Source organism: Pseudonocardia sp. GCM10023141 (assembly GCF_042653605.1).
The window spans coordinates 77937-104477 of sequence record NZ_JBHSIR010000063.1; the positions used below are offsets into that span (position 1 = coordinate 77937).

Genomic DNA, 26541 nt, shown 5'->3' on the forward strand with positions numbered 1-26541 from the left:
TGCGACCGGGTGCAGCATGGCCGCCACGCGACGCGCCTGTGGTGTGCGTCACTCCCAACCGACGCCAGTGAGAGCGGTGGTGATCGACGTGGCGATCGAGTCCAGCGGGCACAGCCGGGGCAACCCGCGCATGTTCGAGCTGATCGAGAACGCTCCGAAGACCGGCAGGAGCCCGACGATCTGGGCCTGGCCGCAGCTCACGGAGTACCTGAAGATCGCGGGCCAGCCCGTCGCCGGTCCGTGGCCGCCGCACCAGGAACCGCGCCCCGACCCCGAGGAGGACACCCTCCCGGTGGCCATCGCCGAGCCCGCCCGACCCGAGAACCAGCCGGAGGCCTGATGTACCCGTCCCGGTTCCGCTACGAGGCACCGCGCTCGCTCGACGAGGCGCTCGCCCTGCTGGTGCAGTACGGCGACGACGCCAAGGTGCTCGCGGGCGGTCAGAGCCTCGTGCCGCTGATGAAGCTCCGCTTCGCCGCCCCTGAGCTGCTCGTCGACATCAACAACGTCCCCGGGCTCGGTCACCACCGCGAGGACGCCGACGGCACACTGCGCGTCGGGGCCCTGTGCCGCCACGTCGACCTGGAGCGTTCGGCGCTGCTCGCCGCGAAGCACCCGCTGATGGCCGCGGCCGCTCCCCTGATCGCCGACCCGATCGTGCGCAACCGCGGCACGCTCGTCGGGTCGCTGTGCCACGCCGACCCACAGGGCGACTGGGCGTCGGTGCTGCTGGCGCTGGGCGGCTCGGTGGTCGCGCTCGGGCCCGGCGGCAGGCGCACGATCCCGGCGGCCGACTTCGCGGTCGGGCCGTTCCAGAACACGCTGCTGCCCGGGGAGATCGCGATCGAGGCGGTGATCCCGCCACCGCAGGGCGTTGCGACCGGCACGTACCTCAAGCTGGAGCGGCGGGTGGGCGACTTCGCCACCGCGGGCGTCGCGGTCGCGCTCGACACGGTGGCGGGCTCCGTCGTGCGGGCCGGCATCGCGCTGACCGGGGTGGGCCCCAGCACGATCCATGCCGCGGCCGCCGAGGCGGCGCTGGTCGGCAGGCCGCTGTCGGCGGCGACGATCGAGGAGGCCGCGCAGCTCGCGGCCGACGTCGCCCGCCCCAAGAGCGACCACCGCGGCAGCGCCGCCTACAAGAAGCACGTGGTGGCCACGTTCGTCCGGCGCGGGCTGGGCCGGGTTCCCGATGAGGTCGACAGCGAGGGAGTTGCGGCATGAGCTACGGCGAATCGAGCGTCGTCCGGGAACCCGGCACCGACGAGCGCCGCATCAGCCTGACGGTCAACGGGCAGCGCCGCGTCGTCGACATCGAGCCCCGCATGCTGCTGGCGCACCTGCTGCGCGAGGGCCTGGCGTTGACCGGTACCCACCTGGGCTGCGACACCACCAACTGCGGTGCGTGCACCGTGCTGGTGGACGGCACACCCGTGAAGTCCTGCACGATGCTGGCCGTCCAGGCCGACGGGCACGAGGTCACCACCGTCGAGGGGCTGGGCACCCCGAGCGAGCTCGACGCCGTCCAGGAGGGCTTCTCGGTCGAGCACGCCCTGCAGTGCGGGTTCTGCACGCCCGGGATGATGCTGACCTCCCGCGCACTGCTCGACCGCAACCCGGACCCGTCCGAGGAGGACGTGCGCTGGGCGCTGTCGGGCAACCTCTGCCGCTGCACCGGCTACCAGAACATCGTGAAGGCCGTGCTGTGGGCTGCTGCGAAGGAGAAGGGGGCGTCGGCATGACGGCGCTGGACGAGGTCAAGATCGGCGGGATGGGCGCGAGCCGCCGTCGCGTCGAGGACAGCCGGTTCGTCCGCGGCCGCGGCAACTACGTCGACGACATCAAGCTGCCCGGCATGCTGCACATGGAGATCCTGCGCAGCCCGCTCGCGCACGCCCGCATCACCAGCATCGACACCAGCAAGGCCTGGGAGATCCCGGGCGTCCGCATGGTGCTCACCGGCGAGATGATGGCGCAGCGCAACCTCGCCTGGATGCCGACGTTGTCCTACGACACCCAGGCGGTGCTGGCCACCGACAAGGTCCGGTTCCAGGGCCAGGAGGTGTGCGTCGTCGTCGCCGACGACCCCTACATCGCCAAGGACGGCTGCGACGCGATCGTCGTCGAGTACGAGCCGTTGCCACCGATCGTCAACCCGCTGCAGAGCAAGGCGGCCGACGCCCCGATCATCCGCGACGACAAGGAGGGGCAGACCGACAACACCTGCTACCGGTGGGAGGTCGGCGACGCCGCCGCCACCGAGCGGGCATTCGCCGAGGCCGACGTCGTCTCCTCGATGCAGCTGCACTACCCGCGCAGCCACCCCTCGCCGATCGAGTGCTGTGGCGCGGTGGCCGACTACAACTCGGCCACGCAGAAGCTCACGGTCTACATGACCACGCAGGCCCCGCACATCATCCGGGCGGCGTTCGCGCTGGTCACCGAGCTGCCGGAGCACATGATCCGCATCGTGTCGCCGGACATCGGGGGCGGGTTCGGCAACAAGGTGCCGGTCTACCCCGGCTACGTCGCCGCGACGCTCGCGTCGATCCTGCTGGGCAAACCGGTGAAGTGGATCGAGGACAAGACCGGCAACCTGATCTCCACCGGGTTCGGCCGCGACATGTACCTCGACGCCCAGATGGCGCTGCGCTCCGACGGCAAGATCCTCGCCGTGCGGATGCACGCCGACACCGACCAGGGCGCGTTCTTCTCCGACGCCCAGCCCAGCAAGTTCAAGATCGGGCTGATGCACTCCGCGTTCGCCTGCTACGACATCGGCACCGGCCACATCACCGCGCAGGGCCACTACACGAACAAGGCACCCGGCGGCGTCGCCTACCGCTGCTCGTTCCGCGTGACGGAGGCGATGTTCTTCCAGGAACGGATGATGCAGGCCGCGGCCGACGACCTGGGGATCGACCAGGCCGAGTTCCGGCGGAGGAACCTGCTGCCCGACGACGCGTTCCCGGCCCGCACCCCGTTCGGCTTCCTCGTCGACTCCGGCCAGTACGGCAAGTGCCTGCAGGTCGGGCTCGAGGCCATCGGCTACGACGACTTCCGCAAGGAGCAAGCGGCAGCGCGCGCCCGCGGGCGCCGCCTCGGCATCGGCATCTCGACGATGACCGAGCCGCTCGGGGCGGGCAACAGCCGCGAGTACGACATCCTCGGCATCAAGATGTTCGACTCCGCCGAGCTGCGGGTGCACATGACCGGCAAGGCGATCCTGCGGGTCGGGGCGAAGAGCCAGGGCCAGGGCCACGAGACGACGTGGGGGCAGATCGTCGCCCATGAGCTCGGCATCCCGGCCTCCGACGTGATCGTCGAGGAGGGCGACACCGACACGGCACCGTTCGGGATGGGCACCTACGCCTCCCGCAGCACGCCGGTGGCGGGCGCGGCGATCGCCATGGTGTCGCGGAAGATCCGGGCCAAGGCGCGCCGGATCGCGGCGCACCTGCTGGAGGTGTCCGAAGAGGACGTCGAGTGGGAGCTCGGGCGCTTCTACGTGCGCGGTGCACCCGAGCGCGGCGCCACGATCCAGGAGTGCGCGATGGCGGCGTACTCCAACATGCCCGACGGCATGGAGCCCGGCCTGGAGAACAACGCCTACTACGATCCGCCGAACCTGACCTGGCCGTTCGCCTGCTACATCTCGACGGTCGAGGTCGACCCGGAGACCGGCGTCTGGGACGTGCTGCGCGTCGTGGCCGTCGACGACTGCGGGGTGCGGATCAACCCGATGATCGTCGAGGGTCAGATCATGGGCGGGCTCACCGAGGCCTACGCGATGGCGAACATGCAGTTCCAGACCTACGACGCCGACGGCAACATCGTCGGGTCGAACTACATGGACTACCTGCTGCCGACCGCGTGGGAAACGCCGGGGTTCGAGCTGCACGAGGTCGTCACGCCGTGCCCGCACCACCCGATCGGCGCCAAGGGCGTCGGCGAGTGCGCCGCGGTGGGCGGTCCGGCCGCGTTCGTCAACGCCGTGCTGGACGCGCTGTCCGACACCGGCGTGCGCAACATCGACATGCCGCTGCTGCCCGACCGGGTCTGGGAGGCGATCCAGGACGGCCACGACGTGTCCGGGATGCCCCCGATCCGGAACGACTAGGAGTCCACCGTGATCCTGCAGAACGAGTTCGAGGTGGCCGCGCCCGTCGACCGGGTGTGGGCCTACTTCCTCGACGTCCCCAACCTGGCGCCGTGCCTGCCGGGCGCGTCGCTGGTGGGCGACGACGGGAACGGCACCTACGAGGGCCGGGTCGTCGCCGCGCTCGGACCGGTGAAGCTCAACTTCACCGGCACGGCCGCGATCCTCTCCGCCGACGAGACCGCGCACCGGATGGTGCTGCACGCGGCCGGGTCGGAGGCCAGGGGTCGCGGTGAGGCGGCCATGACGATCACCGCGACGCTGGCGCCGGTCGGTCGCGGTACGAAGGTCGTGGTCGACCAGGACCTGACGATCTCGGGGGCGGCCGCGCAGTTCGGTCGCGGCATGATCGCCGACGTCACGAGCGTGCTGATGACCAGCTTCGCCGAGTGCGTCCAGTACAACATCGACAACTCCGCGGGCGGCGGCACCGCGACGGCCGTGCGGGCGGCGGCGCCGGCGAGCGGGTTCGCGATCGGCGTGCGCGCCGCCGTGATGGCGCTGCGCCGAGTGTTCGCCCGCTTCTTCCTGCCCTACGACCGGAACAGGTGATCCGATGGTGCTCTGGTGGATCGGCAACGCCGTGCTGCTGTTCGTGGTGCTCCCGGTGGTGATCGCCCTGCTCAACCGGGTGCTCGCCGCGCTCGAGCGCATCCGCGCCGCGGCCGACGACATCCTCACCCACGGCGTGGAGCTCACCGTCGAGCTCAACGACCTGCCGGCGAGGCTGGCGCAGACCGACGCCGTGGTCGAGCAGATCGCCGTCGGCGCCACCCGGTACGCGGGCAGCGTCGCGGCGCTGCTCCCGACGAAGTAGGAGGAGGCGACATGCCTGCCGTTGCCTGGGTCACGATCGTGATCGCCGTCCTGATCATCGCCGTCACGGCCGTCGGCCTGCTGCGCGTGATCCTGCACCTGCGCCACATCCACTTCACGCTGGGCTCGGTGCTCGTCGGGGTGCGCGCCATCGCGCACCAGACGCGCTCCGTGCCCGTCGTGGTCCCGTCGGTGAACGCGCACCTGGCGCCCGTGCGGGCCTGGACGGAGACGGTCTGATGACGAAGGAGTTCAGCCGTGAAGGAGTTTGACTGCCGGACGGCGGGGAGCCCGTGCCACGCCGCCGTCACCGCCACCGACGACGCCGACCTGCAGCGCCAGATCGCGGCGCACCTGAGGGCCGTGCACGGGATCGAGTCCAACGAGACGCTGATGAGCTACCTCGTCTCGACCGCACGCGAGAAGGACGGTGGGTGATGGTGCCCTTCGGATGGACGCTCGGCCTGATCATCGGGCTCGTCGTCGTGGTCGTGGTCGTCGCGCTGGTGACGCCGATACTGGTGCTGGCGCGCAAGATCGGCACGCAGGCGCAGCAGATCGGGGACGCGCTCGGGGAGTCGCGCACCAACACGGCGGGCCTTTCCGGGCTCAACGAGACCATCGACCATGCCGTCACGATCATCGGCGGGCTGCAGCGTGGCCGTGCCCGGTTGGGAGGTTGACATGCCGCTCTCGGACGGGGAGATGACCTACTGGACGGTGATACTCGTGCTCGGCGCCGTCGTCATCGTCGCGGTGGTGGTGCTGCTGTCGCTGCTCATCGCGTTCGTCAAGCGGATCGACCGCAACGTCGGGCCCGTCGCGGCCAACCTCGTGTCGATCACGGAGAACACCGCGGACACGACGCTCATCACCACCACCGGCGGCGGGCTCGACCTCGTGCTCGCCGAGGGCCTGCAGCACCACCTGTTCCTCGGGCGGGTCCTCGACAGCATCCCGACACCAGCAGGGAAGGCGTGACATGTTGGTCGTGCTGACGGTCGTCGAGATCGTGGTGCTGATCGCCGGGCTGGCGTTCTTCCTCTACTGGACCGGCTCGCTGCTGGCGAGGATCGCGGGCACGCTGGAGGCGGGTGACGGGCTGGTGCGCAAGATCGTCGACGACGCCAGGGCCATCGGCCCCGGCCTCGACCACATCAACGGCACGGGCGGTCGGGTCGCCGGCGCGCTGCCGCTGCTGTACGGCTACGCCGAGCAGATCATCGCGAAGGCGAGCCCGACGCCGGAGCGGCCGAAGGTGGCCGTACCGGCGTCGGGGCGGCGACGCTCGCGGATCCACGAGACGGTGGGCTACTCCCCCGCCCGGCACTGACCCGGCACACACCGCAGCACTGCGGCACACACCTTCTGCGGTGTGTGCCGTGGGGCTGCGGTGTGTGCGAGCGTCGGCTTTCAGACCCCGCGTGGGGTGCCCTGGTTCGGCGGGAGCGGCGCGGTGGTGGGGGCGTCGGTGTACTCCCCGATCCACTCGTCGCGCCAGGTGTTGTCGTACTGCTGGTCGTTGCAGAACGGCCGGTAGACGGCCACCAGCTCGTTGGTGATGAGCTCGCGGTGGGGCCGGTTGCCACCGGGCACCTCCAGCACCGCGATGTGCACCTTCCACTTCGAGCCCGCCCGCTTCGTCCAGCACGGGGCGCGGCGGTGGCGGAACGGGAACCCCTCGGCGGCGAGGTCGTCGGCGTGCCCGACGTGGATCACCGCGTAGGTCTCGGGCTTCCGCTCCGGTTCCGGCTTGTAGAGGATCGCGTAGACGCCCGGCCGGGCCGGCGGCGTCCAGCTGCCGAGCACGCGGGGGCCGGAGAAGGCGTAGCCGCTCAGGGAGCCCAGCCGGATCATGCGTCCCCGTCCTCGTCCTCGCCGACGGCGTCGAGACGCACCACCGGGCCATCGGGGAGCCCTGCGGCGCGCGCCGCCGCGCGGAAAGCGGTGCGGCCCTGTTCGAGCGCGGCGTCGCGGTCGCCCGCCTCGACGATCAGCTGCGCGCCGTAGCGCGTGCTCCCGATGCCCGAGGCGATGCCGCCCATCGGGGCCACGGCGTCGGCCAGCCCGACGACCTCGTCGACCCCCAGGACGCGGTCGCCCTCCGACTCCACGCTGACGCTCCACCGGGCCATGCTGCGATCCTCGCCTATCCGAGCGTCGGGAGCAGCTCGGCGAGCTCCCCGAGGCTGCTCAGGTCGTGCCCCGACAGGAGCAGGTCGATGTGCGGCTCGGCCACCATCATGCCGATCGTCGAGGGCCGGTAGCCGCGGTTGTCACCCTTGTGCGGGTTCATCCAGACCACCCGGTGGCACAGGCGGCCCAGCCGCTCCATGGCGGCGGCGAGCACGTCGGGGTCGCCGCGGTCCAGGCCGTCGGAGCAGATCACGACCACGGCCCCGCGCCCGATCCCGCGCCGGCCCCAGCGGCGCACGAACTCCGCGAGCGAGGCACCGATCCGGGTGCCGCCCTCCCAGTCGACGACCAGGGCCGCGGCCTCGGCCAGCGCCTGGTCGGGGCTGCGCTTCTGCAGCGCGACGGTGATGCGGGTCAGCCGGGTGCCGAAGCAGAACACCTCGACCCGGCGCGTCACCCGCCGCGCCGACCAGGCGAACTGCAGCAGCGCACGGGAGTAGTCGGCCATCGAGCCCGACACGTCGAGGATCAGCACCAGCGGCCGCGGCTTGACGCGCTTGCGTTGGTGGCGCAGCGCTACCGGCTCCCCGTGCATCCGCAGCGAGTCGCGCACGGTGCGGCGCAGGTCGGGCAGCCGGCCCCGGCGCGCCGGGCGCGTGCGACGGGTGCGGCGCCGCGGCGGGGTGAGCCGCAGCTGCGCCATGATCCGGCGCACCGCGCGCAGCTCGTCGGGGGTGCACGCGCCGAACGCCTTGTGGCGCAGCGTGTCGGCGCCCGAGGCCACCAGTCCCATCGTCGCCTCGTCCTCGTCCTCCTCGGCCCCCGACGGTTCGGTGGCGGGCACCTCGAGCACGGAGTCGTGCTCCACCGGCTCCAGCGCGAGCTGCACCAGGTGCTCGACGGGGTTGGTCTCCCCGAGGAACCAGGCCGCGAACACCTCGTCGTAGGCGGCCCCGTCCTCGTGTCGGGTGATCATCGTGGCGCGCCCGGCCCAGTACAGGTCGAGCAGGTCGGTGGGATCGAGCGGCACCAGCGCCGCGCAGAACGTCTCGACGTCACCGGGGCCGACCGCGATCCCGGCCTCCCGCAAAGCCCGGCCGAACCCGACCAGCACCTCGACGAGCGCTCCCCCGGGCTCGCCCCGTCTCCCGGCTGGTGCCGTCATCGCCCGGACGTGAGCTCGTCGAGGTTGTCGCGGGCGAGCTCCATGTCGTCGCGGTCCTTGAGCACCGACCCGAGCGTGACGTCGGCCGTGTCGGCGGTCAGGTCGGTCTCGCCCAGGAAGTCCAGGGTGCTCGCCCAGTCGATCGTCTCGGCGACACCGGGCGGTTTCGCCAGGTCCAGCTCGCGCAGGCGGTGCACGGCGGCCACCACCTTGCGGGCGAGCGCGGCGCTGACCTCGGGGCGGCGCACCATGACGATCTCGACCTCGCGCTCGAGGCTCGGGTAGTCGATCCAGTGGTAGAGGCAGCGCCGTTTGAGCGCGTCGTGCAGCTCGCGCGTCCGGTTGGACGTGAGCACCACCAGCGGCGCGGAAGCCGCGATGATCGTGCCGACCTCGGGGATGGTGATCTGGAAGTCCGAGAGCATCTCCAGCAGGAACGCCTCGAACTCGTCGTCGGCGCGGTCGATCTCGTCGATCAGCAGTACCGCACGGTCGCCGGCCCGCACGGCCTGCAACAGCGGCCGTTCGAGGAGGAACGACGGCCCGAAGAGCTTCTCGACGGCGGCCTCGTCGACGAGCTTCTGCTCCGAGAGCGCGCGGATGTGCAGCAGCTGCCGGGAGTAGTCCCACTCGTAGAGCGCCTGGTTGGTGTCGATGCCCTCGTAGCACTGCAGGCGGATCAGGTCGCGGCCCAGCACGTCCGCGAGCACCTTCGCGATCTCGGTCTTGCCGACCCCCGGCTCGCCCTCCAGCAGCAGCGGCCGCCGCAACGACAGCGCGACGTACACGGCCGTGGCCAGGCCGCGGCCGGCGAGGTACCCGCCGCGCCGCAGCGTCGCGGTGAGGTCGGCGACGCCGGCGGCCCCGTTCTCGTTCAGGGTCCAGACCCCGGATCCGGTGCCTGCCCGGCGTCGCGACCAGGCACATGATCCCCGAGGAGTTGATCACCGAGGAGGAGGTCGCGCAACGTCGAGGAGCCGGGCACGACCTTGCCCTCGCGTTCGAGCCGGGCCCGCCACGCGACGCGCTGGTCGTCGTCGACGGGGCCCGCGGTCGAGTCCCGGTCCGCGCCGCCGTCGGCGATGCCGCCGAAGCCGATGTTCTTCATGTTCTTGCAGACCTTGGTGGTGCCCGGCCCGATGTCGGCCACCGACTGGCGCTGGGCCGTCCAGATCCCGCGCAGCACGGACAGCACCTCACCCTGGGGGGCCTCGTCGCTCGTGTCCTCCATGCGTCACCTCCGCGCCGCCATACTGGTGCAGGTCACCGGGGGCGGCAATCGGCGGATAACCGATCGCTTAGGACATCCCCTGAGCAGCGCCCGGAACGGGCACAATCCCGCCATGACGCTGACCCAGCTGAGCGCCTTCGTGCTGGTGGCCAGGCTCGGCTCGGTGAAGGCCGCCGCCAACGCGCTCGGGGTGAGCGAGCCCGCCGTCTCGCAGGCGATCGCGGCGCTGCGCAAGTACCTCGACGACCCGCTGCTGACCCGCAGCGGCAGCGGGATGACGCTGACGGCGGGCGGCACGCGCCTGCTCACCATCGCCGCGCAGATGGTGGCGCTGGGCGCCGAGGCCGAGTCGGCGGTGCGGCTGGCCAAGGGGGCCGCCGAGCAGCTGCGGCTCGTGGCACCCAGCTCGATCATCGAGTTCGTCGCGGGCCCGCTGGCCGACGCGTTCACGGCCCGCTCGGGTGGCTCGATCGAGGTCTCCGCGGGGGTGTCGGCCACCGCCGAGATGGCGGTGCTGGTGTCGCAGCGCCTCGCCGACGTCGCGGTGGGGCCCTACCTGGGCGCCGACCGCAGCCTCGGGCTGGTCAGCGAGCCGATCTTCCGCGCCCGGCTGGTGGTGCTCGTCTCCCCGGACGCCCGGCTGCGCGGCTCACCCGCGCAGTGGCCCTGGCTGGTGGATCCGGAGGCGACCGATCCGAGCAGCGACGTCAGCACCATGCTGCGGTCCCTCGGGGTGCCGGAGTCGCGGCTGAGCGTGTTCCCCAACCAGACCGCGGCGTGGGAGGCGGCGGTGCGGGGCGCGGGCGTGGCCCCCGGCATCGCGCACCTGGCCGTGCACCAACTGCGGCGCCGTGAGCTGCAGGTCGTCGACGTGCCCGGCACACCGTTCGACGTCTGCTGGCACGCCACCACCCTGCCCGTCGACCGGCGCTCGGCCGCGGCGGCGTCGCTGCGCCACTTCCTCGGCACGCCAGAGGCCATGAAGCTGCTGCGCGCACCGGGGGCGGGGGTTCCGCCGTCGCGGTTCCGGCCACCGGTGTACGTGACGATCTGGAGCTGAGGCTCCGAGAATCGGCGGCGTCGTCGTGGGAGCCGCCTCTTGCCCCGCGGGATCCGGCGCGCCCACAGTAGGTGCGTGGGTACACCGGTCGTACCGACCTCGCTGCGGTCCTGGATCAGCGGTGTGGGTGAGATCGCGCGCGCGGTCAACGCCGCGGAGCCCCTCGACGACGTGCTCGCCAGGGTCGCCGAGCAGGCCTGCGCGCTGATCGGCTTCGAGCACTGTGCCGTGATGCTCGCCGAGCCCGACCGCGAGCACCTGCGGGTCGCGGGCTCGTGGGGACTGTCGCAGGCCTACGTCGCCCAGGTCAGCGACGCCGGGTCGCTGCTCATCCACCCGTCGGGCCCGATGCACGACTCGCCCGCGGCAGCGGCGTTCCGCGACGGCCGCACCGTCGTCGTGCCCGACGTCGGCATCGCCTCCCGCTACGGCCGGTTGCGCCATCTCGCCTCGAAGCAGGGCTACCGGGGCCTCATCGCGGCGCCGCTGCGAGCGCCCGACTCCGGGCTCGTCGGGGTGCTCGTCGCCTACGCCGTCGCGGCGCGAGCGTTCGGCGCGCAGGAGGTGGAGCTCGTCGAGCTGCTGGCCGACCAGGCCGCGCTGGCGCTCGAGACGGCCCGGCTGCGCAGCGCCCAGCAGGCCGTCATCACCGCGCTCTCGCAGGCCAACAACGAGCTGCGGCGCAGCCGGGCGATGACCGAGTGGGCCGAGCAGCAGCACCGCGAGCTCATGCGGCTGGTGCTCGCGGAGGTCGGGCTGGTCGGGCTGGTGGCCGCGCTGGCCGAGGCGCTGGATGCCTCGGTCACGGTGGAGGACCCCGACGACCGGCTGCTGGCCAGGGCCCCGGAGCACGGCTACCACCCGCCGCCGACCGCCGCGGCGCGGCGCCGCAGGCCCGTGCAGGCCGCACTCGACGCGTTGGCCCGCACGAACGAGGTGGTGCGCCTGCCCGCCGAGCGTTCGGGACGCCCCGGCGCCGCGGCCGTCGGGCACCCGCCCGGCCCCGGCCAGGACGTCTGGGTGGCACCGGTCGTGCTCGGCGGCGAGCTCGCGGCCCGCTTGTGGATCACCAACCCGCGGGCGGCGCCGGAGCCGGTGGAGCGCCGGGTGATCGAGCGGTTCGCGCTGGTCGTGGCACTCGAGCTGCTCAAGCAACGCTCGCTCGTCGACGTCGAGGAGCGGCTGTCGGGCGACCTGGTGGGTGACCTGCTGCGGCCCGGCGGCCCGCAGCATCCGCAGGGCGTGCTGGACCGGGCGGCCGCGCTGGGCCACGACCTGTCCCGGCCCCACCACGTCGCCGTGCTCGCACTCGATCCGCCGGGGCACACCGACCGCCTCACCGAGCTCATCCGAGCCGGAGCCGGCCCGACGCTGCGCCCGCTCGCCGGTCCGCACCAGGACGTGCACGCCCTGCTGCTGCCCGCCGATCCCGACCCCGGTGACGCCCTGCGCGGCCTGCTCGACCACCTCGGGCAGGCGCTGCCCGGACGGGTCGCCACGATCGCCGTCGGTCCGCTCGCGGGCGATCTCATGGACCACGCCGCCGCCTTCCGCGTGGCCAGGGGTGCCGCGCGGCTGCGACGCGCCACGCAGCCGGGTGGGCTCGTCGACATCCGCGAGCTCGGCATGGCCGCGTTGCTCCTGGAGAACGGCACCCCGGCGGCGCTGCGCCGCTTCGCCCAGGGTCTGCTGCGTCCCGTCGCCGCGCACGACGCCCGGCGCGGCGGCGACCTGCTGCCCACCCTGCGGTCCTGGCTGGCCGCCGGCTGCTCCACCGCGGCGACGGCGCAGGAGATGGTCATCCACCCCAACACCGTCGGCTACCGGCTGGGCCGGATCGAGAAGATCATCGGCCGGGACCTGCGGCGGGTGGACACCCGCACGGACCTGCAGCTGGCACTGACGGTGCGCGACATCGTGGGCCTCGGCGGGTCCTGACCGGCACAGCTACCCCGACGCGGGCCGGCCAGACCGCGGCTAGACCGGCCGCCGTGCGCCGCGGCAGCGTGGCACTGCGGCCTGTGGCACCGCCCAGCACATGACCGGTTCTTCTGGTGAGCCACACATGGTCACGGTGACCCGGCGCGGCAACCATCGGACGGCACGTGGTCGGCGTCACACCCCGGCCGCCGCGTGCCCCCGAGGAGGTCGCCGTGAAACCGCCCCCGTTCCACTACGCCGCGCCCACGAGCGTGGCCGAGGCCGTAGCGCTCCTGGCCGCCCACGCCGATGACGAGGCGCGCGTCCTCGCCGGCGGGCAGAGCCTCGTGCCGCTGATGAACTTCCGGCTCGCCCAGCCCAGCCACCTGATCGACCTGCGTCGCATCGCCGAGCTCACCGGCATCCGGACCGAGGGCGACACGCTGGTGATCGGCGCGATGGCCCGCCAGTCCGCGGCCGAGCACGCCCCGGAGGTCGCGCTCTTCGCCCCGCTGCTGGCCGAGGCACTGGGGTTCGTCGCGCACCCGCCGATCCGCAACAGCGGCACGGTCGGTGGCAGCATCGCCCACGCCGACCCGGCGGCCGAACTGCCGGCCGTCGCGCTCGCGCTCGACGCGGAGCTGGTCATCGTCGGCCCGCAGGGCTCACGCACCGTCGCCGCCGCCGACTTCTTCCTCGGCCCGTTCACCACCGCGATCGGCGCGGGTGAGCTCCTCACCGAGGTACGGATCCCGCGCCGGGCAGGCGGTCACGCCTTCGTCGAGTTCGCGCGGACGCACGGCACCTTCGCCGTCGTCGGGGTCGCGGCGGTCATCGAGCTCGACGGCGACACCGTCAGCCGCGCCGCGATCGCGCTCAGCGGGGTGGCCGCCACACCGGTCCGCGCCACCGCGGCCGAGCGGGTGCTGGTCGGCGCCACCGCCGGCGACGCGGCCGCGGCCGCCGATGCGGCTGCCGCCGAGCTGGCGCCCGCGGGTGACGTCCACGGCAGCACCGAGACCCGTACCGACATCGCGCGCAGCTACCTGCGGCGCGGCATCGAGCTCGCCCTGCAGCGCGCCCAGGACCAGAGGTGACAGCGATGGAACGCCCCCGCACGACATTGACCGAGGTGACACTGACCGTCAACGGCCGCACGAGCACCGTCTCGGTCGAGCCGCGCAAGCTGCTGGTCGACGTGCTGCGCGAGGACCTCGGGCTCACCGGAACCCACATCGGCTGCGAACACGGCGTCTGCGGCACCTGCACGGTGCTGCGCGACGGTGCGAGCATCCGCTCCTGCACGACGTTCGCGGTGCAGGTCGACGGGGCGGAGATCCGCACCGTCGAGGGGCTCGCGAACGGTGCCGAGCTCCATCCGATGCAGGACGAGTTCTGGGACAAGCAGGGCCTGCAGTGCGGCTACTGCACCCCCGGGATGCTCATGCGCGCCTGCGAGATCGTCGAGCAGAACCCGGACGTCACACCCGCGCAGGTCCGGGAGGGCATCGCGAGCAACCTCTGCCGGTGCACCGGCTACCAGTTCATCACCGAGGCCGTGTGCGCCGCGGCGGTCCGCATGAAGGCGAGCTCGGACGCACCCACGGGAGCGAAGGCATGACCACCGTCGACCGCGCCGCGGCAGCGCCGCCCGTCCGCACCCACAAGACCGACCGCAACTGGGTCGGCAAGTCGATCCGCCGGGTCGAGGACCCGAAGTTCCTGCGCGGTCGCGGCGGCTACATCGGTGACCTGACGCTGCCGGGCATGCTGTACGCCGCGGTGCTGCGCAGCCCGCACGCCCACGCGATGATCGCCGGCATCGACGTCGTGGAGGCGCTCGCCGCCCCCGGCGTCCACACCGTGATCACCGGCGCCCAGGCGGCGCAGCTGTGCGACCCGCTGCCGGACTTCGGGCCCGATCCCGCCAAGCACACGTGGCGCTGCCTCGCGGTGGACAAGGTGCGCTACGTCGGTGAGGGCGTCGCGGTCGTGGTCGCCGACAGCCGCTACCTCGCCGAGGACGCGCTGGCGCTGATCGAGGTGGAGTACGAGCCGCTGCCTGCCGTCGTCGACCCGGAGCAGGCGCTGGCCCCCGGTGCCACGCTGGTCCACGACGACCTGGGCTCCAACTGCGCCTACGAGCGCACGTTCGACTTCGGCGACGTCGAGCGCGACTTCGCCGAGGCCGACGTGATCGTCACCGACCGGCTGCGCTGGCACCGCTCGGGCGGTCAGCCGCTGGAGACCGTGGGTGCCGTCGCCGACTTCGACCACGCCACGGGCGCGCTCACCGTCCACACCAACTCGCTGAGCTTCACCAGCTACCTGTTCATGGTGGCCGGCACGATGAAGATCCCCACCAACAAGCTCGACATCCGGCCCCTCCCGGCGGGCGGCAGCTTCGGCTCGAAGCTGTTCGCCACCAAGCCCGCCGTGATCGCGGGCATGTGCTCGCGCGAGGTCGGACGGCCGGTGCAGTACCTCGAGGACCGCGTCGACAACATCTCCAACTGCGACCACCACGGCTCCGACCGCGTCTACGACGTGCGGCTGGCGCTCATGCGCGACGGCACCCTGCGCGGCATCGACATCGACACCGTCGAGGACTACGGCGCCTACATCCAGTTCGGCGTCGGCCACCACGGCAACGCGCTCGCGCAGGTCGTCGGGCCCTACACGATGACGAGCGTGCGCTACCGGGTGCGCGCGGCGATGACCAACAAGAACCAGCAGGGCGCCTACCGCGGCTTCGGCTCCGAGGTCAACAACTGGATGCTCGAGCAGATGGTCGACAAGGCCGCCCGCGAGCTCGACCTCGATCCCGTCGAGATCCGGCGGCGCAACTTCATCCGCGAGTTCCCGCACTTCATCCCCACCGGCAACGTCTACGACTCCGGCGACTACGACGCGGTGCTGGACAAGGCGCTCGCGCTGTCGGACTACGACCACTGGCGCGCCGAGCAGGCCAAGGCCCGGGAGGAGGGCCGCTACATCGGGATCGGCTTGATCACCGCGCAGGAGCGATCGGTGTTCTCGGCCACCGAGTTCTGGTTCTGGTTCGACGAGCCCGGCGCACCGGTCACGTCGATGCCGGAGAGCGTGACGCTCAAGGTCGACGCCACCGGCGGGATCACCGCCACGCTCTACTCCTGCGCGTTCTGGGGCAACTCCCCCGAGACCATGGTCGCGCAGTTGGTGGCGGAGGAGTTCGACTGCGACCCGCACGACGTCGCGATCGTCTACCAGGGCAGCAAGAACGGGTTGCCCGCCACCGGACCGGGTGGGTCGCGCACCACCGTGATGCTCGCCGGTGCCGTCGAGGGTGCCACCGCGAAGATCAAGGCGAAGGCGCTGCGGGCCGCCGCGCACCTGCTGGAGGCCGACGCGGACGACCTGGAGTGGGCCGACGGCGGCTTCCAGGTGAAGGGCGTGCCCGAGCAGCGCAAGAGCCTCGCCGACATCGCGATCATGCTGCACCTGTTCAAGCACAGCTTCCCCGAGGACATGGAGTCCGGGCTCGAGGACTCCAAGGTCTTCGACCACCCGTACACGACGATGCCCTCGGCCGACCGCAAGGACCTCGGCGTCTTCTACCCGTTCATGGGTCACGCCTGCCACGTACCGGTGGTGGAGGTCGACATCGAGACCGGCAGCGTCCGGTTCCTCGCCTACGCCGCCGTGCACGACTGCGGCACGCTGGTGAACCCGCGCTCGCTGGCCGGCCACATCGTCGGCGGCACCGCGCAGGGCATCGGCACCGCGCTCTACGAGGAGTTCGTCTACGACGGCGACGGCCAGCTGCTGACCTCCAGCTACCTCGACTACCTCATCCCGTCGGCGATGGAGGTACCCGAGCTGAAGATCGGCCATCACGAGACCCCGTCGCCCTACACCCTGCACGGCATCAAGGGCGGCGGTGAGGGCGGCCGGATGATGGCCCCGGCAGCGATCAACGTGGCCGTCAACGACGCGCTGGCACCGCTGGGCGTCCGGGTGACGGAGCTGCCGATGACACCGGACCGCCTGCGCGCGGCGATCCGGGCCGCCGAGAAGGCCCGCGAGAACACGTGAGCAGCCGCGTCGCCGTCGTCACCGGGGCGAACCGCGGGATCGGGCGCGCCATCGCCGCCGCGCTCGGTGCCGCGGGCTTCGCCGTGGCCGTCACCGCACGGGACCCGACGACGCTCGCGGACACGGTCGCCGACGTCGAGGCCACCGGCGCCACCGCGCTCGCGCTGGCCTGCGACGTCCGTGACGAGGACTCGGTGGCGGCCATGGCGGTGGCCGCCACCGAGCTCGGCGCGGTGCACACCGTCGTCGCCAACGCCGGCGTCGCCGGCCCGACGGCGCCGCTGCACGAGATCCCGCTCGCCGCGTGGCGCGACTGCCTCGCCACCGACCTGGACGGCGTGTTCCTGACCTTCCGCGCGTTCACCCCGGCCCTGATCGCGGCGGGCGAAGGCAGCCTCGTCGCCGTCTCGTCGATGACGGGCAAGCGCCCGCTGCACGGCCGGACGCCCTACGCGGCCGCGAAGATGGGCGTGATCGGGCTGGTCCGGACGCTGGCGCTGGAACTGGGTCCGCACGGCGTCCGCGTCAACGCCGTGTGTCCCGGCGCCGTCGCCGGGCCCCGCATCGACGACGTGATCGCGCAACAGGCGGCCGCGCGCGGCATCAGCGCGGCCGCGGCACTGGCCGCGTTCACCTCGGCATCGCCGCTGGGCAGGCTGGTCGAGGCGGCGGAGGTGGCGGCGGCGTGCACCTACCTCGCCTCCGACGCCGCCGCGGCGATCACCGGGGAGGACCTGAACGTCACCGCAGGCGTCGTGATGTATTGAGGAGCCGAGCATGCAGTTGATCGACCTGTCCCAGGACATCTACGAGGGCATGAAGGTGTACCCCGGGCACCTCAAGACCGTGCAGTTCGACCACGCCACCCACGAGGAGACCGCTCCCCGCTTCGACGGCGGGTTCTCCTTCCAGACCACGGGGTTCATGCTCAACGACAACGGGCCGACCCACGTCGACTCCTTCTCCCACCTCGACCCCGACCCGTCCGCCGAGACGATCGAGAAGATGTCGCTTGACCTGTTCTACGGCACCGCCGTGTGCCTCGACGTCACCGAGTTCAAGCCGCAGACCGACATCACGGCCGAGGATCTCGACCGGATCGCGGACGCGGCGCCCGTCGACGTGCGCCGCGGTGACATCGTGCTGTTCCACACCGCGACGTGGAACCGGTACGCGGGCGACAAGCGCTACCTCAGCGAGTTCGCCGGGCTGGGGGCCTCGGCCAGCGAGTGGATCGTCGAGCACGGCGTGAAGACGTTCGGCGTCGACAGCCCGACTCCCGACAACCCGTCGAGCACCAGCTACCCCTGCCACATGATGTGCCGCCGCGAGCACATCACCCACTACGAGAACCTCGCCAACCTGGACCGGGTCGTCAACACCCGCTTCACCTTCGTCGGGTTCCCGCTCAAGCTGCAGGGCGCCCACGGCGGACCCACCAGGGCCGTCGCGATCGTCGACTGACCTCCCGGCCTAAGATCCCCGGGGTGCCACAGTTCAGGATCTCCGAGGCAGCCCGGCTGCTCGGTGTCAGCGACGACAGCGTCCGCCGCTACATCGACCAGGGCCGGCTTCCCGCGGATCGCGACGCGTCCCACCGCGCGGTGATCGACGGTGTCGCGCTGGCCGAGTTCGCCCGCGAGAACGCCCATGCGAGCCCGGACCCGTCGGCCGTGTCGCGTTCTGCGCGCAACCGCTTCGTCGGGTTGGTCACCTCCGTCGTCAAGGACCAGGTCATGGCCCAGGTCGAGATCCAGTGCGGCCCGCACCGGGTCGTGTCCCTGATGAGCGCCGAGGCCGCGAGCGAGCTGCAGCTGGAACCCGGCGTGCTGGCCGTCGCCATCATCAAGTCCACGAACGTCGTGGTCGAGACGCCGGTCGCACCCCTGCGCTGACCCGTTTGCGCTGAATCCGCTACCCGCAACGCTGGGGCAGCGGGCCGGCTTGACACGAACAAAGTTCGTTGTATAGAACTTAGTTCGTCAGAACTGGTACCCAGTTCGATCGACCGCGCAAGGACCCCCACCATGACCGTCATGACCGCACTGGTCACCGGCGCCGGCCGACCGGCGGGCCTCGGTTTCGCCGTGGCCCGCCTGCTCGCGGAGCTCGGCTACCACGTCATCCTCACCGCACGCGACGGCTCCGCCGCGGCGCGGCTGGCCGAGCAGCTGCGCCAGTACGGACACGCCGCCACCGCCCTGCGCCTGGACCTCGCCGACCGGGCGAGCATGGATGCGGTGGCCGACCACCTCACCCGGACGTTCGGGCACCTCGACGTCCTGATCAACAACGCGAGCTCCATGCCCGACTTCAGGACGCTCTCCGCGCTCGACGCCGACATGGACGCGGTGCGCTCGGCGCTGGAGGTCGGCGCGATCGGCCCGTGGGCGCTGACCCAGTCGGTGCTGCCGCTGCTGAGCGCCGCGCCCGCGGCCCGGGTCGTGAACGTCTCGAGCCTCGCCGCCCAACAGGTGGCCACCGGGCTCGACCTCGGCGCGCCGATGCGCTCCCCGGCCTACTCGATGGCCAAGTACATGCTCAACGCACTGACCACCGTGCTCGCCCGCGCCCTTGCCGACACCCCGATCCTCGTCAACGCCGTCGACCCCGGCAACACCGCCACCCATCCGGAACGCGTGGACGAGACCGACCGCCCCGCCGCCGACAGCGCCCGCGACATCGTCCGGGCCGCCACCCTCGGCGCCGACGGACCCACCGGCGGCCTCTTCAGCAACGGCCGACGCGTCGTCTGACACCCGATCGGCTCCGCCCACCGACCCCGGGCCCATGAAGCGAGTACCCATGCCCACCCCAGCTCCCGGCACCCCCACAACCGGCACCGCCGCCACCGCCGCGCACCGCTCCCGCCGTTGGTGGATCCTGGCCGTCATCTGCCTGGCCCAGCTGATGGACGTCCTCGACGTCACGTTCGTCACCATCGCCCTGCCCGACGCCCAGCAGGACCTCGGCTTCTCGGTCGGCGACCGGCAGTGGGTCATCACCGCCTACTCGCTCGCCTTCGGCAGCCTGCTGCTCCTGTTCGGCCGCGTGGCGGACCTGGTCGGGCGCCGGATGATGTTCCTGATCGGTCTGGTCGGCTTCGCCTGCGCGTCCGCGCTCGGGGGCGCCGCCCCCGACTTCGAGGTGCTGGTCACTGCCCGCGCCCTGCAGGGCGCGGCAGGCGCGATGCTCGCTCCGGCCGCGCTCTCCCCTGCTCTCGACCTCCTTCACCGAGGCCGGGCAGCGCGCCACCGCCTTCGCCGTCTTCGGCGGTGTCTCCGGCTCGGGAGCCGCGATCGGCATGCTGCTCGGCGGCGTCCTGACCGAGTTCCTCGACTGGCGCTTCACGCTCTACGTCAACGTCGCCATCGCCGCGATCGCGATCGTCGGGGCCGCCGCCCTCATCCCGCGCCAGAGCCGGGGCGGCGACCGGCCACAGCTGGACATCCCCGGCACGCTCATCGTCTCCGCCGGCCTGTTCGCGATCGTCTACGGCTTCGCGGGGGTCGAGTCCCACCCGTGGAGCGCCTCGAGCACCTGGGGGTTCCTCGCCGGTGGCGCTGTCCTGATCGCCGTGTTCGGCTGGTGGCAGCGCCGCACCGCGCATCCCCTGCTGCCCCTGCGCGTCATCCTCGACCGCACGCGCGGCGGTGCCCACCTCGCGATCTTCATCGGCGGCATCGGGCTGTTCGGCGCGTTCCTGTTCCTCACCTTCTTCCTGCAGGGCGTCCTGCACTACTCCCCCGTCATGACCGGCATCGCCTTCCTGCCGATGGTCGCCACCCTCGTGATCGCCGGCGGGGTGTGCACCACGCAGGTCCATCCGCGCTTCGGCGCCAGGATCCCGGTGACCGCCGGGATGCTCGTCGCGGCCGCCGCCATGGCCTGGCTCGCCGGCATCGGTCCGGACAGCACCTACGCCGGGCACGTCCTCGCCCCGCTGATGCTCTTCGGGATCGGCATCGGCGCCACCGTCGCCCCCGCGATGAACGCCGCAACCACCGGTGTCCGGTCGCAGGACGCGGGCATCGCCTCGGCCACCGTCAGCGTCGCCCAGCAGATCGGCGGGTCGGTCGGCATCGCACTGCTCAACTCGCTCGCCGCCTCCGCGCTGGCGGGCCGCCTGGTCGGCGCCGACGCCACCGACCCGGCCGTTCGGGCCGCCGCCGCGGTGCACAGCTACATCGTGGCCTTCTGGGCCGTGAGCGCGATCTTCGCCGCCGGCGCCGTCCTGTGTGGCCTGATCCTGCGCTCCGGAAGGCCCGACACCGCCGTTGCCACCGGGTGACCGGCCTGCCCCGGCGTGGTTCCCTCCCGGCACGTGATCGCCATCGTCGTCACCCACGACAGCGTCGCCATGGAGATCGCCCTCACCCAACAGATCTTCGGCCGCCGGATCCCGGAGCTGGCAGCGGTCACCGGCGACGGCGACTCGCACTACGACGTCGTGCTGTGCGGCGAGCAGGATGAGCACACGCTGGGCCACGGCACCAACCCGGCAGGCTCGCTCCGCTCTCGACGATCACCACTGCCGACACGGTGATCGTGCCCGGCGTGGAGGAGCTGCTGGCCCCGCGCAGTGCCGCCCTGCTCGACAGCCTGCGAGCGGCGTCGGCGGCCGGATGGTGTCGTTCTGCGGGGGCTCCTTCGTACGGCTCCCCCCAGACGTTGCGCCGCAACGTCGACAAGCTGGTGGGCACCACCGCCACGGCCTACCGCTCGACCTTCCGCGGAGCAGCGGCGCCGGCCGCCGCCGGCTGACCCGCTCCCGTTCTCCGGTTCACCGAGGTCGGCGGGATCCGACGCAAAGCTGGCCGGATCCGTGCGACGTCACCCAGACCGGCCAGCCAGAGTCCTCCGCGTGCCCACACTCGGATTCCTCGTCACCTTCGAAGCCCAGCCCGGGAAGGAGGACGACGTTGCCGCGTTCCTCACCGAGCCACTCGCGATGGTCGAGGCCGAACCCGGCACGTTCACCTGGAACTCCTTCCGGTCCGGCCCGACCACCTTCGGCATCTTCGACACCTTCGACACCGAGGACGACCGCCACTTCCACCTCAACGGCGAGGTCCGCAAGGCCATCGAGGCCCGCGCCGCCGACCTGTTCGCCGTCGCACCGACGATCAGCCCCGTCGACATCATCGCCACGAAGCTCCCCGCCTGACCCGGCCGGGCGGAGGCGCTCACGATCTCCGGTACTCCGACGGGCTCATGCCGTGCCGGCGTCGGAACGCCTTCTCGAACGCGTCGATGGAGTGGAACCCGCTGGCCCGAGCCACCGCGGTGATCGTGGCGGGCCGGTCGAGCAGGTCTCGGGCGAGCTCGAGCCGGACCTCCCTGATCAGCGCGCTCGGGGTCGTCCCCTGCCGTTGCAGCACGGCCTGCACCTGCCGCAGCGACCATCCGACGTGCCGGGCGAGCGCCGCGCCGGTCAGCCCGGGATCGTGCGCGTACCGCCGGACGACGAGCCGGATCTGCGCGGCGAGGTCGTGTTCCGGTACCGCGGCCCGGTCGCCCGCGACGAGGCAGGCCAGCTCCACCGCCTGGCCGCACAGGGTGTCGAAGGTGCGACGGGTGATGGCGGCACGGTCGTCGACGAGGGTGCTGAGCATGAGTGCCAGCACCCGCCCCGGCGCGCGGCCCAGGTGCAGGAGCCGGTGCCCGTTCCGGCCGATGCGGTCCTCGACCTCGGCGCGGGGCAGCGTCGCGACGAGCCCCCTGCTGCCGGGCGAGAGCCGCAGGTCGAACGGGGCGCCGGGGGCGAACAGCACGCCGTCGGCTGGCGTCAGGCGATGGTCGTCGCCCGAGAGCCCGAGGTCGGCCGGGCCGGCCAGCGGGAACAGCAGCCGGTACGCGTCATCGTCGTCGGTGCGATCCCGCCGGATCGTCTGTGCCTGCGCGATGTGCCAGGTGACCAGCTGGAACCGGGCGCTGCGCTGCCGGGTCGCGGTCGCGTCGAAGCGCTCCGGCACCGGGTAGCCGTAGCGGTAGCTGTGCGTGCCCTGGAACGCGGTGACCGTCTCGCTCCACAGCGCGGCCCGCTCTGCAGCCGGTGTGTTGCGGGTCGTGACCGTCTCGACCTCATACATCCCTGGGTGCATCCCTGGCGTCCTTGCCGTGGTGGGAGGGGATCGAGCGGACTGTACCTCCGTGCGCGCCTGTCCGGGACCCGTGCGCGCTGGTCCGAGCCCTGCGACGCGGCGGGCGGCTAGCGTCGCCGCACACGGACCCGAGGAGTCACCGATGACGTCGACCGAGACCGTTCCGGAGCTGCTGAGCCGGCTGATGGGCGCCGATCCCGACCCGTTCCCCCTCTACGACGAGCTGCGCGAAACCGGCGGCGGGGTGCACGAGTTCGCGCCGCTGGGCTGGTTCGCCTTCCGGCACGCCGACGTCGCCGCCATGGGCCGCGACAACACGCTCTACAGCTCCGACCACTTCTGGGACTCCCCCGCCGGCATCCACGATCCGGTGGACCCGGTGCAGGCCGCGTTCATGGCGGTGAGCTCGCAGCAGTTCATGTTCCACGACCCGCCCGCGCACACCCGGATGCGCTCGACGATGATGCCCGCCTTCACCGGCTACGCGACCCGGCGCTGGCGGCCCATCATCGAGACGCGCGTCGGTGAGCTGCTGGACCGCTTCTCCCCCGGCCAGGAGGCCGAGTTCATGGCCGAGTTCGCCGGGGCGGTGCCGGTGGCGATCATCGCCGACGTCCTCGGCGTCCCGGACGCGGAGCAGTCGCACTTCCGCCGCTGGTCCCAGGCGCTGGCGGCGACGTTCGACCCCGGCATCCAGGGCGCTGCCCGCACCGAGGCGATCCACGCCGCGAACGAGATGGTCGAGTACCTGCGCACGATCATCGCCGAGCGCAGGCGCCACCCGCAGGACGACCTCACCTCGGTACTCGCCACGGCGAGCCTGCCCGCCGACGAGCTGCTCGGCTCGCTGGCCCTGCTGCTCACCGCCGGCAACGACACCACCGTCAACCTGCTCGGCAACGGGCTGCACTTCCTGTTCACCGAGCCCGCCGCACGTGCCGCCGCCGCGGATCCCGCGAACATCCCCGCGCTGGTCGAGGAGATGCTCCGGCTCGACCCACCGCTGCACCTGGACCTGCGCAAGGCCACCCGCGACGTGACGCTCGGCGGCGTGGACATCCCGGCGGGCGGCATCATCTGGCTCGTCATCGGGGCGGCGAACCGGGACCCCCGGGCGTTCGAGGACCCCACGAGTTTCGACCCGGCCCGCTCCCCCAACCGCCACCTCACGTTCCTGCCGGGTCATCACCACTGCATCGGGGCCCCGCTCGCCCGGCTGGAGGGCGAGATCATCTTCACCCGGCTGCTGGAGCGCTTCCCGGACATCAGGCCGGGCACCGCGGCACCGGTGCGCCGGGTGGCCAACAAGGTGGCCCGCGGCTGGGCGAGCCTGCCCGTACGGTTCTGATGCAGCCGCTCGCCTGCGACAACCAGTACGACGACGAGGGGGTATCGCCATGCCGTAGGTGACCTACGACGCGGGCGCGGGTCCGCGCGCCGGGATCGTCGACGGGGAGAGCGTCCGCGGGCTGGCCACCGGCACAACCCTGTTGGACCTGCTGGCCCGCGACGAGCTGGCGCAGGCGGGGGCCGGAGCCCGCCGGGACCCGGCCGAGGTGGTCGCCCTCGCCGACGTCACACTGCTGGCCCCGCTGCCCCGACCGCCGTCGGTGCGCGACAGCCTGGGCTTCCTCGACCACCTCCGCGGCTGCTACCAGGCGCTGGGCCGCCCGACCGACCTGCACGAGGCCTGGTACCAGACGCCCGCCTTCTACTTCGCCAACGTCGGCTCGATCGTCGGGCCGCACACCGACGTCGCGATCCCGCCGGGGTGCGCGATGTTCGACTTCGAACTGGAGGTCGGTGCCGTGATCGGGCGCGGCGGGCGGGACCTGCACCCGGACACGGCCGGTGCGCACATCGTCGGCTACACGCTGTTCAACGACTGGTCGGCGCGCGACGTCCAGCTCCGCGACTCCGCGCAGGGCATCGGGATGGGCAAGAGCAAGGACAGCGCGTCGACGCTCGGGCCGGCGCTGGTCACCGTCGACGAGCTGGATCCGGCCGCGCTCGAGCTGTCGGTGACGCTCAACGGCGAGGAGCTCACCCGTGGCGGGCTGACCGGGATGGACTGGAGCTTCGCCGAGATGGTGGCCTTCGCCTCCCGCGGCGTGCAGCTCGTGCCCGGCGACGTGATCTGTTCCGGCACGGTTCCCGGCGGCCGCCTGCTGGAGCACGTCGACACCCCCGACCTGGCGCGGGCCCGCTGGCTGCGGCCCGGCGACGTCGTGTCCCTGCGCGGCGGTGACCTGGGCGCGGGCGGGCTGGGCGAGACCCGGCAGACCGGGCTGCCCGCCACCCCGCTCGTCCCGCTCCGCACCGGCTTCTGAGGAGAACACCATGTACCGCACGGGGCCTGCACGACCTGGGGAACCCGCCTGATCGCGAGCACCCCCGAGGGCCGACTGCGCATACCGGGTGGCGACGGCGCACACGTTCCAGCGTGTGCGCGGTCGCTACGGGATGTGCGTAGTCGGCCCTCGGCCGTGCCGAGCCCCGCCGACCTCTTGCGCCCCGACGGGCTGTCCGGCTATGGTCCCGCCCTACTAATACGAATTAGTAGCTCTGACCAGCCGCATCATGCCCGACGGAGGACCCATGATCGACAGCGGTGTCGCAGGTGTGAGTGCCGATCCGGCCGTCGACAGGGTCGGCCTCGGCCGCCTGTTGACGTTCGTCGTCACGGCCATGTCGTCGATGTTCGCCGTGTTCCAGGGGATCCAGCAGATCCTGATCCCCGCGCAGGTCGATGCGCTCGACCCGACCGGCAAGGTCGGCACCCTCGCCCTGCTCACCACGCTGGCCGCGGTCGCGTCCCTGATCGCGCTGCCCGCAGGCGGTGCCGTCTCCGACCGCACCCGCTCGCGGTTCGGGCGACGCGCGCCGTGGATCCTGCTGATGGCGCTGGTATCCGCGGGGCTGACGGTGGTCATGGGCCTCGCCACCGCGCTGCCGCTGCTGGCAGTGGCCTACATGGTGCTGTGGTTCACGGCCAACTTCTACCAGGGCGCGGCCGCCGCCATCCTGCCCGACCGGGTGCCCGAGGGACGGCGCGGGCTGGCCTCGGCGCTCATCGGGCTGGGCACGCCGATCGGCGTGCTCGTCGGGGTCAACATCGCCAGCCGGGTCAGCCAGTTCTGGGGCTACACGACCATCGGGCTGATCCTCGTCGCCGCCAGCCTGCTGCTGGTGATCGGCGCTCCCGAGCCCTCCTCGGTCGGGCTGGCGCGACCCGAGCGGAACCCGGGCGCGCTGCGCGCGGCGATCCCCGCCTTCTTCGCCGCGTTCCGCTCCCGTGACTTCAGCCTGGCCTTCGTCAGCCGGTTCGGGTTCTTCCTCGCCTACTTCACGGTCAGCGGCTACCTCTACTTCACGCTGCAGGACTACATCGGCACCGCGAACCTCCCGGGCGGCGACGTCGCGGTGGCCGTGAGCACACTGACCACCGTCACCGTCCTGACCTGGGTGGTCGTCGCGACCGGCCTGGGCTGGCTCGCCGACCGGCTCGACCGGCGCAAGCTCTTCTGCGGGATCAGCTCGGCCGGGCTGGCCGCCAGCCTGCTCGTCCCGGTCATCAGCCCCACCTGGACGGGCATGCTCATCTACGCGGTGGCATCGGGCGCGTTCATCGGCACCTACTTCGCCGTCGACCTCGCCGTGATGTCGCTGGTGCTGCCGGACAAGCTGAACGAGGGCCGCGACTTCGGCATCCTCGCCGTCGCCACCGGGCTGCCGCAGATCCTGTCCTCGGTGATCGCCGGCGGCCTCATCACCTTCCTGGGCGGCTACGTCGCCCTCTTCGCCTTCGGCGCGATCTGCGCGGTCGTCGCAGGCTTCGTGATCATGCGCATCCGCGCCCTCCGTTGACATCCGAGG

The 26541-nt window shown here is 72.1% G+C and carries 33 protein-coding genes and 1 pseudogene; 28 read left to right on the plus strand and 6 right to left on the minus strand.

Features of this window, described 5'->3' with window-relative positions:
- Positions 1-88 precede the first annotated feature (88 nt).
- The 11 genes from ACFPFQ_RS35580 to ACFPFQ_RS35630 are packed head-to-tail and all read left to right on the plus strand — an operon-like array spanning position 89 to position 6308.
- Entirely contained in the window at positions 89-340 is a 252-nt protein-coding gene (locus tag ACFPFQ_RS35580) for a hypothetical protein (RefSeq protein WP_379626908.1), read from the plus strand.
- Entirely contained in the window at positions 340-1224 is an 885-nt protein-coding gene (locus tag ACFPFQ_RS35585) for an FAD binding domain-containing protein (RefSeq protein ID WP_379626909.1), read from the plus strand. The genes ACFPFQ_RS35580 and ACFPFQ_RS35585 overlap by 1 nt, the downstream gene beginning before the upstream one ends.
- Entirely contained in the window at positions 1221-1742 is a 522-nt protein-coding gene (locus ACFPFQ_RS35590) for a (2Fe-2S)-binding protein (protein ID WP_379626910.1), read from the plus strand. Before ACFPFQ_RS35585 ends, ACFPFQ_RS35590 begins: the two co-directional genes overlap by 4 nt.
- Positions 1739-4120, plus strand: a complete 2382-nt coding sequence (locus tag ACFPFQ_RS35595; protein ID WP_379626912.1) for an aerobic carbon-monoxide dehydrogenase large subunit — start codon at positions 1739-1741, stop codon at positions 4118-4120. The genes ACFPFQ_RS35590 and ACFPFQ_RS35595 overlap by 4 nt, the downstream gene beginning before the upstream one ends.
- A gap of 9 nt (positions 4121-4129) precedes the next feature.
- Positions 4130-4711, plus strand: a complete 582-nt coding sequence (locus ACFPFQ_RS35600) for an SRPBCC family protein (RefSeq protein WP_379626913.1) — start codon at positions 4130-4132, stop codon at positions 4709-4711.
- 4 nt (positions 4712-4715) lie between these two features.
- Positions 4716-4976 (plus strand): hypothetical protein, encoded by a 261-nt coding sequence (locus ACFPFQ_RS35605; protein ID WP_379626915.1) that lies wholly within the window; start codon positions 4716-4718, stop codon positions 4974-4976.
- An 11-nt stretch (positions 4977-4987) separates the two neighbouring features.
- A complete protein-coding gene (locus ACFPFQ_RS35610) occupies positions 4988-5215 on the plus strand; it encodes a hypothetical protein (protein ID WP_379626917.1) in 228 nt (75 codons plus the stop codon).
- 18 nt (positions 5216-5233) lie between these two features.
- Complete coding sequence (locus ACFPFQ_RS35615) at positions 5234-5413, plus strand: DUF1059 domain-containing protein (protein ID WP_379626918.1); 180 nt, start codon at positions 5234-5236, stop codon at positions 5411-5413.
- Positions 5413-5658, plus strand: a complete 246-nt coding sequence (locus ACFPFQ_RS35620) for a hypothetical protein (protein ID WP_379627097.1) — start codon at positions 5413-5415, stop codon at positions 5656-5658. Before ACFPFQ_RS35615 ends, ACFPFQ_RS35620 begins: the two co-directional genes overlap by 1 nt.
- 1 nt (position 5659) lies before the next feature.
- Positions 5660-5956: a hypothetical protein gene (locus tag ACFPFQ_RS35625; RefSeq protein WP_379626920.1), complete on the plus strand. Its 297-nt coding sequence runs from the start codon at positions 5660-5662 to the stop codon at positions 5954-5956.
- A 1-nt stretch (position 5957) separates the two neighbouring features.
- Positions 5958-6308 (plus strand): hypothetical protein, encoded by a 351-nt coding sequence (locus ACFPFQ_RS35630; protein WP_379626922.1) that lies wholly within the window; start codon positions 5958-5960, stop codon positions 6306-6308.
- Positions 6309-6388: 80 nt separating this feature from the next.
- Here ACFPFQ_RS35630 and ACFPFQ_RS35635 read toward each other — a convergent pair whose 3' ends face one another.
- Genes ACFPFQ_RS35635 through ACFPFQ_RS35655 form a run of 5 tightly spaced genes read right to left on the minus strand, consistent with a single transcriptional unit; the run spans position 6389 to position 9507 of the window.
- The gene (locus ACFPFQ_RS35635; protein ID WP_379626924.1) at positions 6389-6832 is read right to left on the minus strand and encodes a hypothetical protein; all 444 of its coding nucleotides are present in this window, start codon (positions 6830-6832) and stop codon (positions 6389-6391) included.
- Positions 6829-7110 (minus strand): hypothetical protein, encoded by a 282-nt coding sequence (locus ACFPFQ_RS35640; protein WP_379626926.1) that lies wholly within the window; start codon positions 7108-7110, stop codon positions 6829-6831. The genes ACFPFQ_RS35635 and ACFPFQ_RS35640 overlap by 4 nt, the downstream gene beginning before the upstream one ends.
- A gap of 14 nt (positions 7111-7124) precedes the next feature.
- On the minus strand, positions 7125-8276 hold the full coding sequence (locus tag ACFPFQ_RS35645) for a vWA domain-containing protein (protein ID WP_379626927.1): 1152 nt from the start codon (positions 8274-8276) through the stop codon (positions 7125-7127).
- Positions 8273-9154: an AAA family ATPase gene (locus ACFPFQ_RS35650; RefSeq protein ID WP_379627099.1), complete on the minus strand. Its 882-nt coding sequence runs from the start codon at positions 9152-9154 to the stop codon at positions 8273-8275. Before ACFPFQ_RS35650 ends, ACFPFQ_RS35645 begins: the two co-directional genes overlap by 4 nt.
- Complete coding sequence (locus tag ACFPFQ_RS35655) at positions 9151-9507, minus strand: hypothetical protein (protein ID WP_379626929.1); 357 nt, start codon at positions 9505-9507, stop codon at positions 9151-9153. The genes ACFPFQ_RS35650 and ACFPFQ_RS35655 overlap by 4 nt, the downstream gene beginning before the upstream one ends.
- 112 nt (positions 9508-9619) lie before the next feature.
- On the opposite strand from ACFPFQ_RS35655, the gene ACFPFQ_RS35660 reads away from it, so the two are divergent.
- From ACFPFQ_RS35660 to ACFPFQ_RS35725, 14 genes and pseudogenes are all read left to right on the plus strand, one after another.
- Positions 9620-10567 carry a LysR family transcriptional regulator gene (locus ACFPFQ_RS35660; protein WP_379626931.1) on the plus strand — a complete coding sequence of 316 codons (948 nt, stop codon included), beginning with the start codon at positions 9620-9622 and terminating at the stop codon, positions 10565-10567.
- Positions 10568-10642: 75 nt separating this feature from the next.
- Entirely contained in the window at positions 10643-12505 is a 1863-nt protein-coding gene (locus ACFPFQ_RS35665) for a helix-turn-helix domain-containing protein (protein WP_379626933.1), read from the plus strand.
- Between the two features lie 215 nt (positions 12506-12720).
- On the plus strand, positions 12721-13584 hold the full coding sequence (locus ACFPFQ_RS35670; RefSeq protein ID WP_379626935.1) for an FAD binding domain-containing protein: 864 nt from the start codon (positions 12721-12723) through the stop codon (positions 13582-13584).
- 5 nt (positions 13585-13589) lie between these two features.
- The gene (locus ACFPFQ_RS35675) at positions 13590-14108 is read left to right on the plus strand and encodes a (2Fe-2S)-binding protein (protein ID WP_379626937.1); all 519 of its coding nucleotides are present in this window, start codon (positions 13590-13592) and stop codon (positions 14106-14108) included.
- Positions 14105-16561, plus strand: coding sequence for a xanthine dehydrogenase family protein molybdopterin-binding subunit (locus ACFPFQ_RS35680; RefSeq protein WP_379626938.1), 2457 nt, complete (start codon positions 14105-14107; stop codon positions 16559-16561). Before ACFPFQ_RS35675 ends, ACFPFQ_RS35680 begins: the two co-directional genes overlap by 4 nt.
- A complete protein-coding gene (locus ACFPFQ_RS35685; RefSeq protein WP_379626940.1) occupies positions 16558-17328 on the plus strand; it encodes an SDR family NAD(P)-dependent oxidoreductase in 771 nt (256 codons plus the stop codon). Before ACFPFQ_RS35680 ends, ACFPFQ_RS35685 begins: the two co-directional genes overlap by 4 nt.
- 10 nt (positions 17329-17338) lie before the next feature.
- A complete protein-coding gene (locus ACFPFQ_RS35690; RefSeq protein WP_379626942.1) occupies positions 17339-18025 on the plus strand; it encodes a cyclase family protein in 687 nt (228 codons plus the stop codon).
- 23 nt (positions 18026-18048) lie between these two features.
- A complete protein-coding gene (locus ACFPFQ_RS35695) occupies positions 18049-18456 on the plus strand; it encodes a TOBE domain-containing protein (RefSeq protein WP_379626944.1) in 408 nt (135 codons plus the stop codon).
- Positions 18457-18588: 132 nt separating this feature from the next.
- Positions 18589-19317 carry an SDR family NAD(P)-dependent oxidoreductase gene (locus tag ACFPFQ_RS35700; protein ID WP_379626946.1) on the plus strand — a complete coding sequence of 243 codons (729 nt, stop codon included), beginning with the start codon at positions 18589-18591 and terminating at the stop codon, positions 19315-19317.
- A 154-nt stretch (positions 19318-19471) separates the two neighbouring features.
- Positions 19472-19720 (plus strand): annotated as a pseudogene (locus tag ACFPFQ_RS35705) (MFS transporter); the annotation flags it as partial.
- A gap of 55 nt (positions 19721-19775) precedes the next feature.
- Positions 19776-20852 (plus strand): MFS transporter, encoded by a 1077-nt coding sequence (locus ACFPFQ_RS35710; protein WP_379627101.1) that lies wholly within the window; start codon positions 19776-19778, stop codon positions 20850-20852.
- 33 nt (positions 20853-20885) lie between these two features.
- Positions 20886-21107, plus strand: coding sequence for a hypothetical protein (locus ACFPFQ_RS35715; RefSeq protein ID WP_379626947.1), 222 nt, complete (start codon positions 20886-20888; stop codon positions 21105-21107).
- A gap of 11 nt (positions 21108-21118) precedes the next feature.
- Complete coding sequence (locus tag ACFPFQ_RS35720) at positions 21119-21325, plus strand: hypothetical protein (RefSeq protein WP_379626949.1); 207 nt, start codon at positions 21119-21121, stop codon at positions 21323-21325.
- A 100-nt stretch (positions 21326-21425) separates the two neighbouring features.
- Positions 21426-21728 (plus strand): putative quinol monooxygenase, encoded by a 303-nt coding sequence (locus tag ACFPFQ_RS35725; protein ID WP_379626951.1) that lies wholly within the window; start codon positions 21426-21428, stop codon positions 21726-21728.
- Positions 21729-21747: 19 nt separating this feature from the next.
- On the opposite strand, the gene ACFPFQ_RS35730 is transcribed toward ACFPFQ_RS35725, so the two are convergent.
- Entirely contained in the window at positions 21748-22665 is a 918-nt protein-coding gene (locus tag ACFPFQ_RS35730) for a helix-turn-helix transcriptional regulator (RefSeq protein WP_379626953.1), read from the minus strand.
- A gap of 142 nt (positions 22666-22807) precedes the next feature.
- Between ACFPFQ_RS35730 and ACFPFQ_RS35735 the strand changes: the two genes are divergently transcribed.
- The 3 genes from ACFPFQ_RS35735 to ACFPFQ_RS35745 all read left to right on the plus strand — a co-directional run bounded on the left by ACFPFQ_RS35735 (position 22808) and on the right by ACFPFQ_RS35745 (position 26532).
- The gene (locus ACFPFQ_RS35735; RefSeq protein ID WP_379626955.1) at positions 22808-24013 is read left to right on the plus strand and encodes a cytochrome P450; all 1206 of its coding nucleotides are present in this window, start codon (positions 22808-22810) and stop codon (positions 24011-24013) included.
- 58 nt (positions 24014-24071) lie between these two features.
- A complete protein-coding gene (locus tag ACFPFQ_RS35740) occupies positions 24072-24995 on the plus strand; it encodes a fumarylacetoacetate hydrolase family protein (RefSeq protein WP_379626957.1) in 924 nt (307 codons plus the stop codon).
- A 268-nt stretch (positions 24996-25263) separates the two neighbouring features.
- The gene (locus tag ACFPFQ_RS35745) at positions 25264-26532 is read left to right on the plus strand and encodes an MFS transporter (RefSeq protein ID WP_379626959.1); all 1269 of its coding nucleotides are present in this window, start codon (positions 25264-25266) and stop codon (positions 26530-26532) included.
- The last annotated feature ends 9 nt before the right edge of the window (positions 26533-26541 follow it).

Coding starts and splice junctions, on each gene's coding strand:
- ACFPFQ_RS35585 (WP_379626909.1), top strand. CDS start 340: ATGTACCCGTCCCGGTTCCGCTACGAGGCACCGCGCTCGCTCGACGAG.
- ACFPFQ_RS35590 (WP_379626910.1), top strand. CDS start 1,221: ATGAGCTACGGCGAATCGAGCGTCGTCCGGGAACCCGGCACCGACGAG.
- ACFPFQ_RS35595 (WP_379626912.1), top strand. CDS start 1,739: ATGACGGCGCTGGACGAGGTCAAGATCGGCGGGATGGGCGCGAGCCGC.
- ACFPFQ_RS35605 (WP_379626915.1), top strand. CDS start 4,716: ATGGTGCTCTGGTGGATCGGCAACGCCGTGCTGCTGTTCGTGGTGCTC.
- ACFPFQ_RS35610 (WP_379626917.1), top strand. CDS start 4,988: ATGCCTGCCGTTGCCTGGGTCACGATCGTGATCGCCGTCCTGATCATC.
- ACFPFQ_RS35620 (WP_379627097.1), top strand. CDS start 5,413: ATGGTGCCCTTCGGATGGACGCTCGGCCTGATCATCGGGCTCGTCGTC.
- ACFPFQ_RS35625 (WP_379626920.1), top strand. CDS start 5,660: ATGCCGCTCTCGGACGGGGAGATGACCTACTGGACGGTGATACTCGTG.
- ACFPFQ_RS35630 (WP_379626922.1), top strand. CDS start 5,958: ATGTTGGTCGTGCTGACGGTCGTCGAGATCGTGGTGCTGATCGCCGGG.
- ACFPFQ_RS35635 (WP_379626924.1), bottom strand. CDS start 6,832: ATGATCCGGCTGGGCTCCCTGAGCGGCTACGCCTTCTCCGGCCCCCGC.
- ACFPFQ_RS35640 (WP_379626926.1), bottom strand. CDS start 7,110: ATGGCCCGGTGGAGCGTCAGCGTGGAGTCGGAGGGCGACCGCGTCCTG.
- ACFPFQ_RS35645 (WP_379626927.1), bottom strand. CDS start 8,276: ATGACGGCACCAGCCGGGAGACGGGGCGAGCCCGGGGGAGCGCTCGTC.
- ACFPFQ_RS35655 (WP_379626929.1), bottom strand. CDS start 9,507: ATGGAGGACACGAGCGACGAGGCCCCCCAGGGTGAGGTGCTGTCCGTG.
- ACFPFQ_RS35660 (WP_379626931.1), top strand. CDS start 9,620: ATGACGCTGACCCAGCTGAGCGCCTTCGTGCTGGTGGCCAGGCTCGGC.
- ACFPFQ_RS35675 (WP_379626937.1), top strand. CDS start 13,590: ATGGAACGCCCCCGCACGACATTGACCGAGGTGACACTGACCGTCAAC.
- ACFPFQ_RS35680 (WP_379626938.1), top strand. CDS start 14,105: ATGACCACCGTCGACCGCGCCGCGGCAGCGCCGCCCGTCCGCACCCAC.
- ACFPFQ_RS35690 (WP_379626942.1), top strand. CDS start 17,339: ATGCAGTTGATCGACCTGTCCCAGGACATCTACGAGGGCATGAAGGTG.
- ACFPFQ_RS35700 (WP_379626946.1), top strand. CDS start 18,589: ATGACCGTCATGACCGCACTGGTCACCGGCGCCGGCCGACCGGCGGGC.
- ACFPFQ_RS35730 (WP_379626953.1), bottom strand. CDS start 22,665: ATGCACCCAGGGATGTATGAGGTCGAGACGGTCACGACCCGCAACACA.
- ACFPFQ_RS35735 (WP_379626955.1), top strand. CDS start 22,808: ATGACGTCGACCGAGACCGTTCCGGAGCTGCTGAGCCGGCTGATGGGC.
- ACFPFQ_RS35745 (WP_379626959.1), top strand. CDS start 25,264: ATGATCGACAGCGGTGTCGCAGGTGTGAGTGCCGATCCGGCCGTCGAC.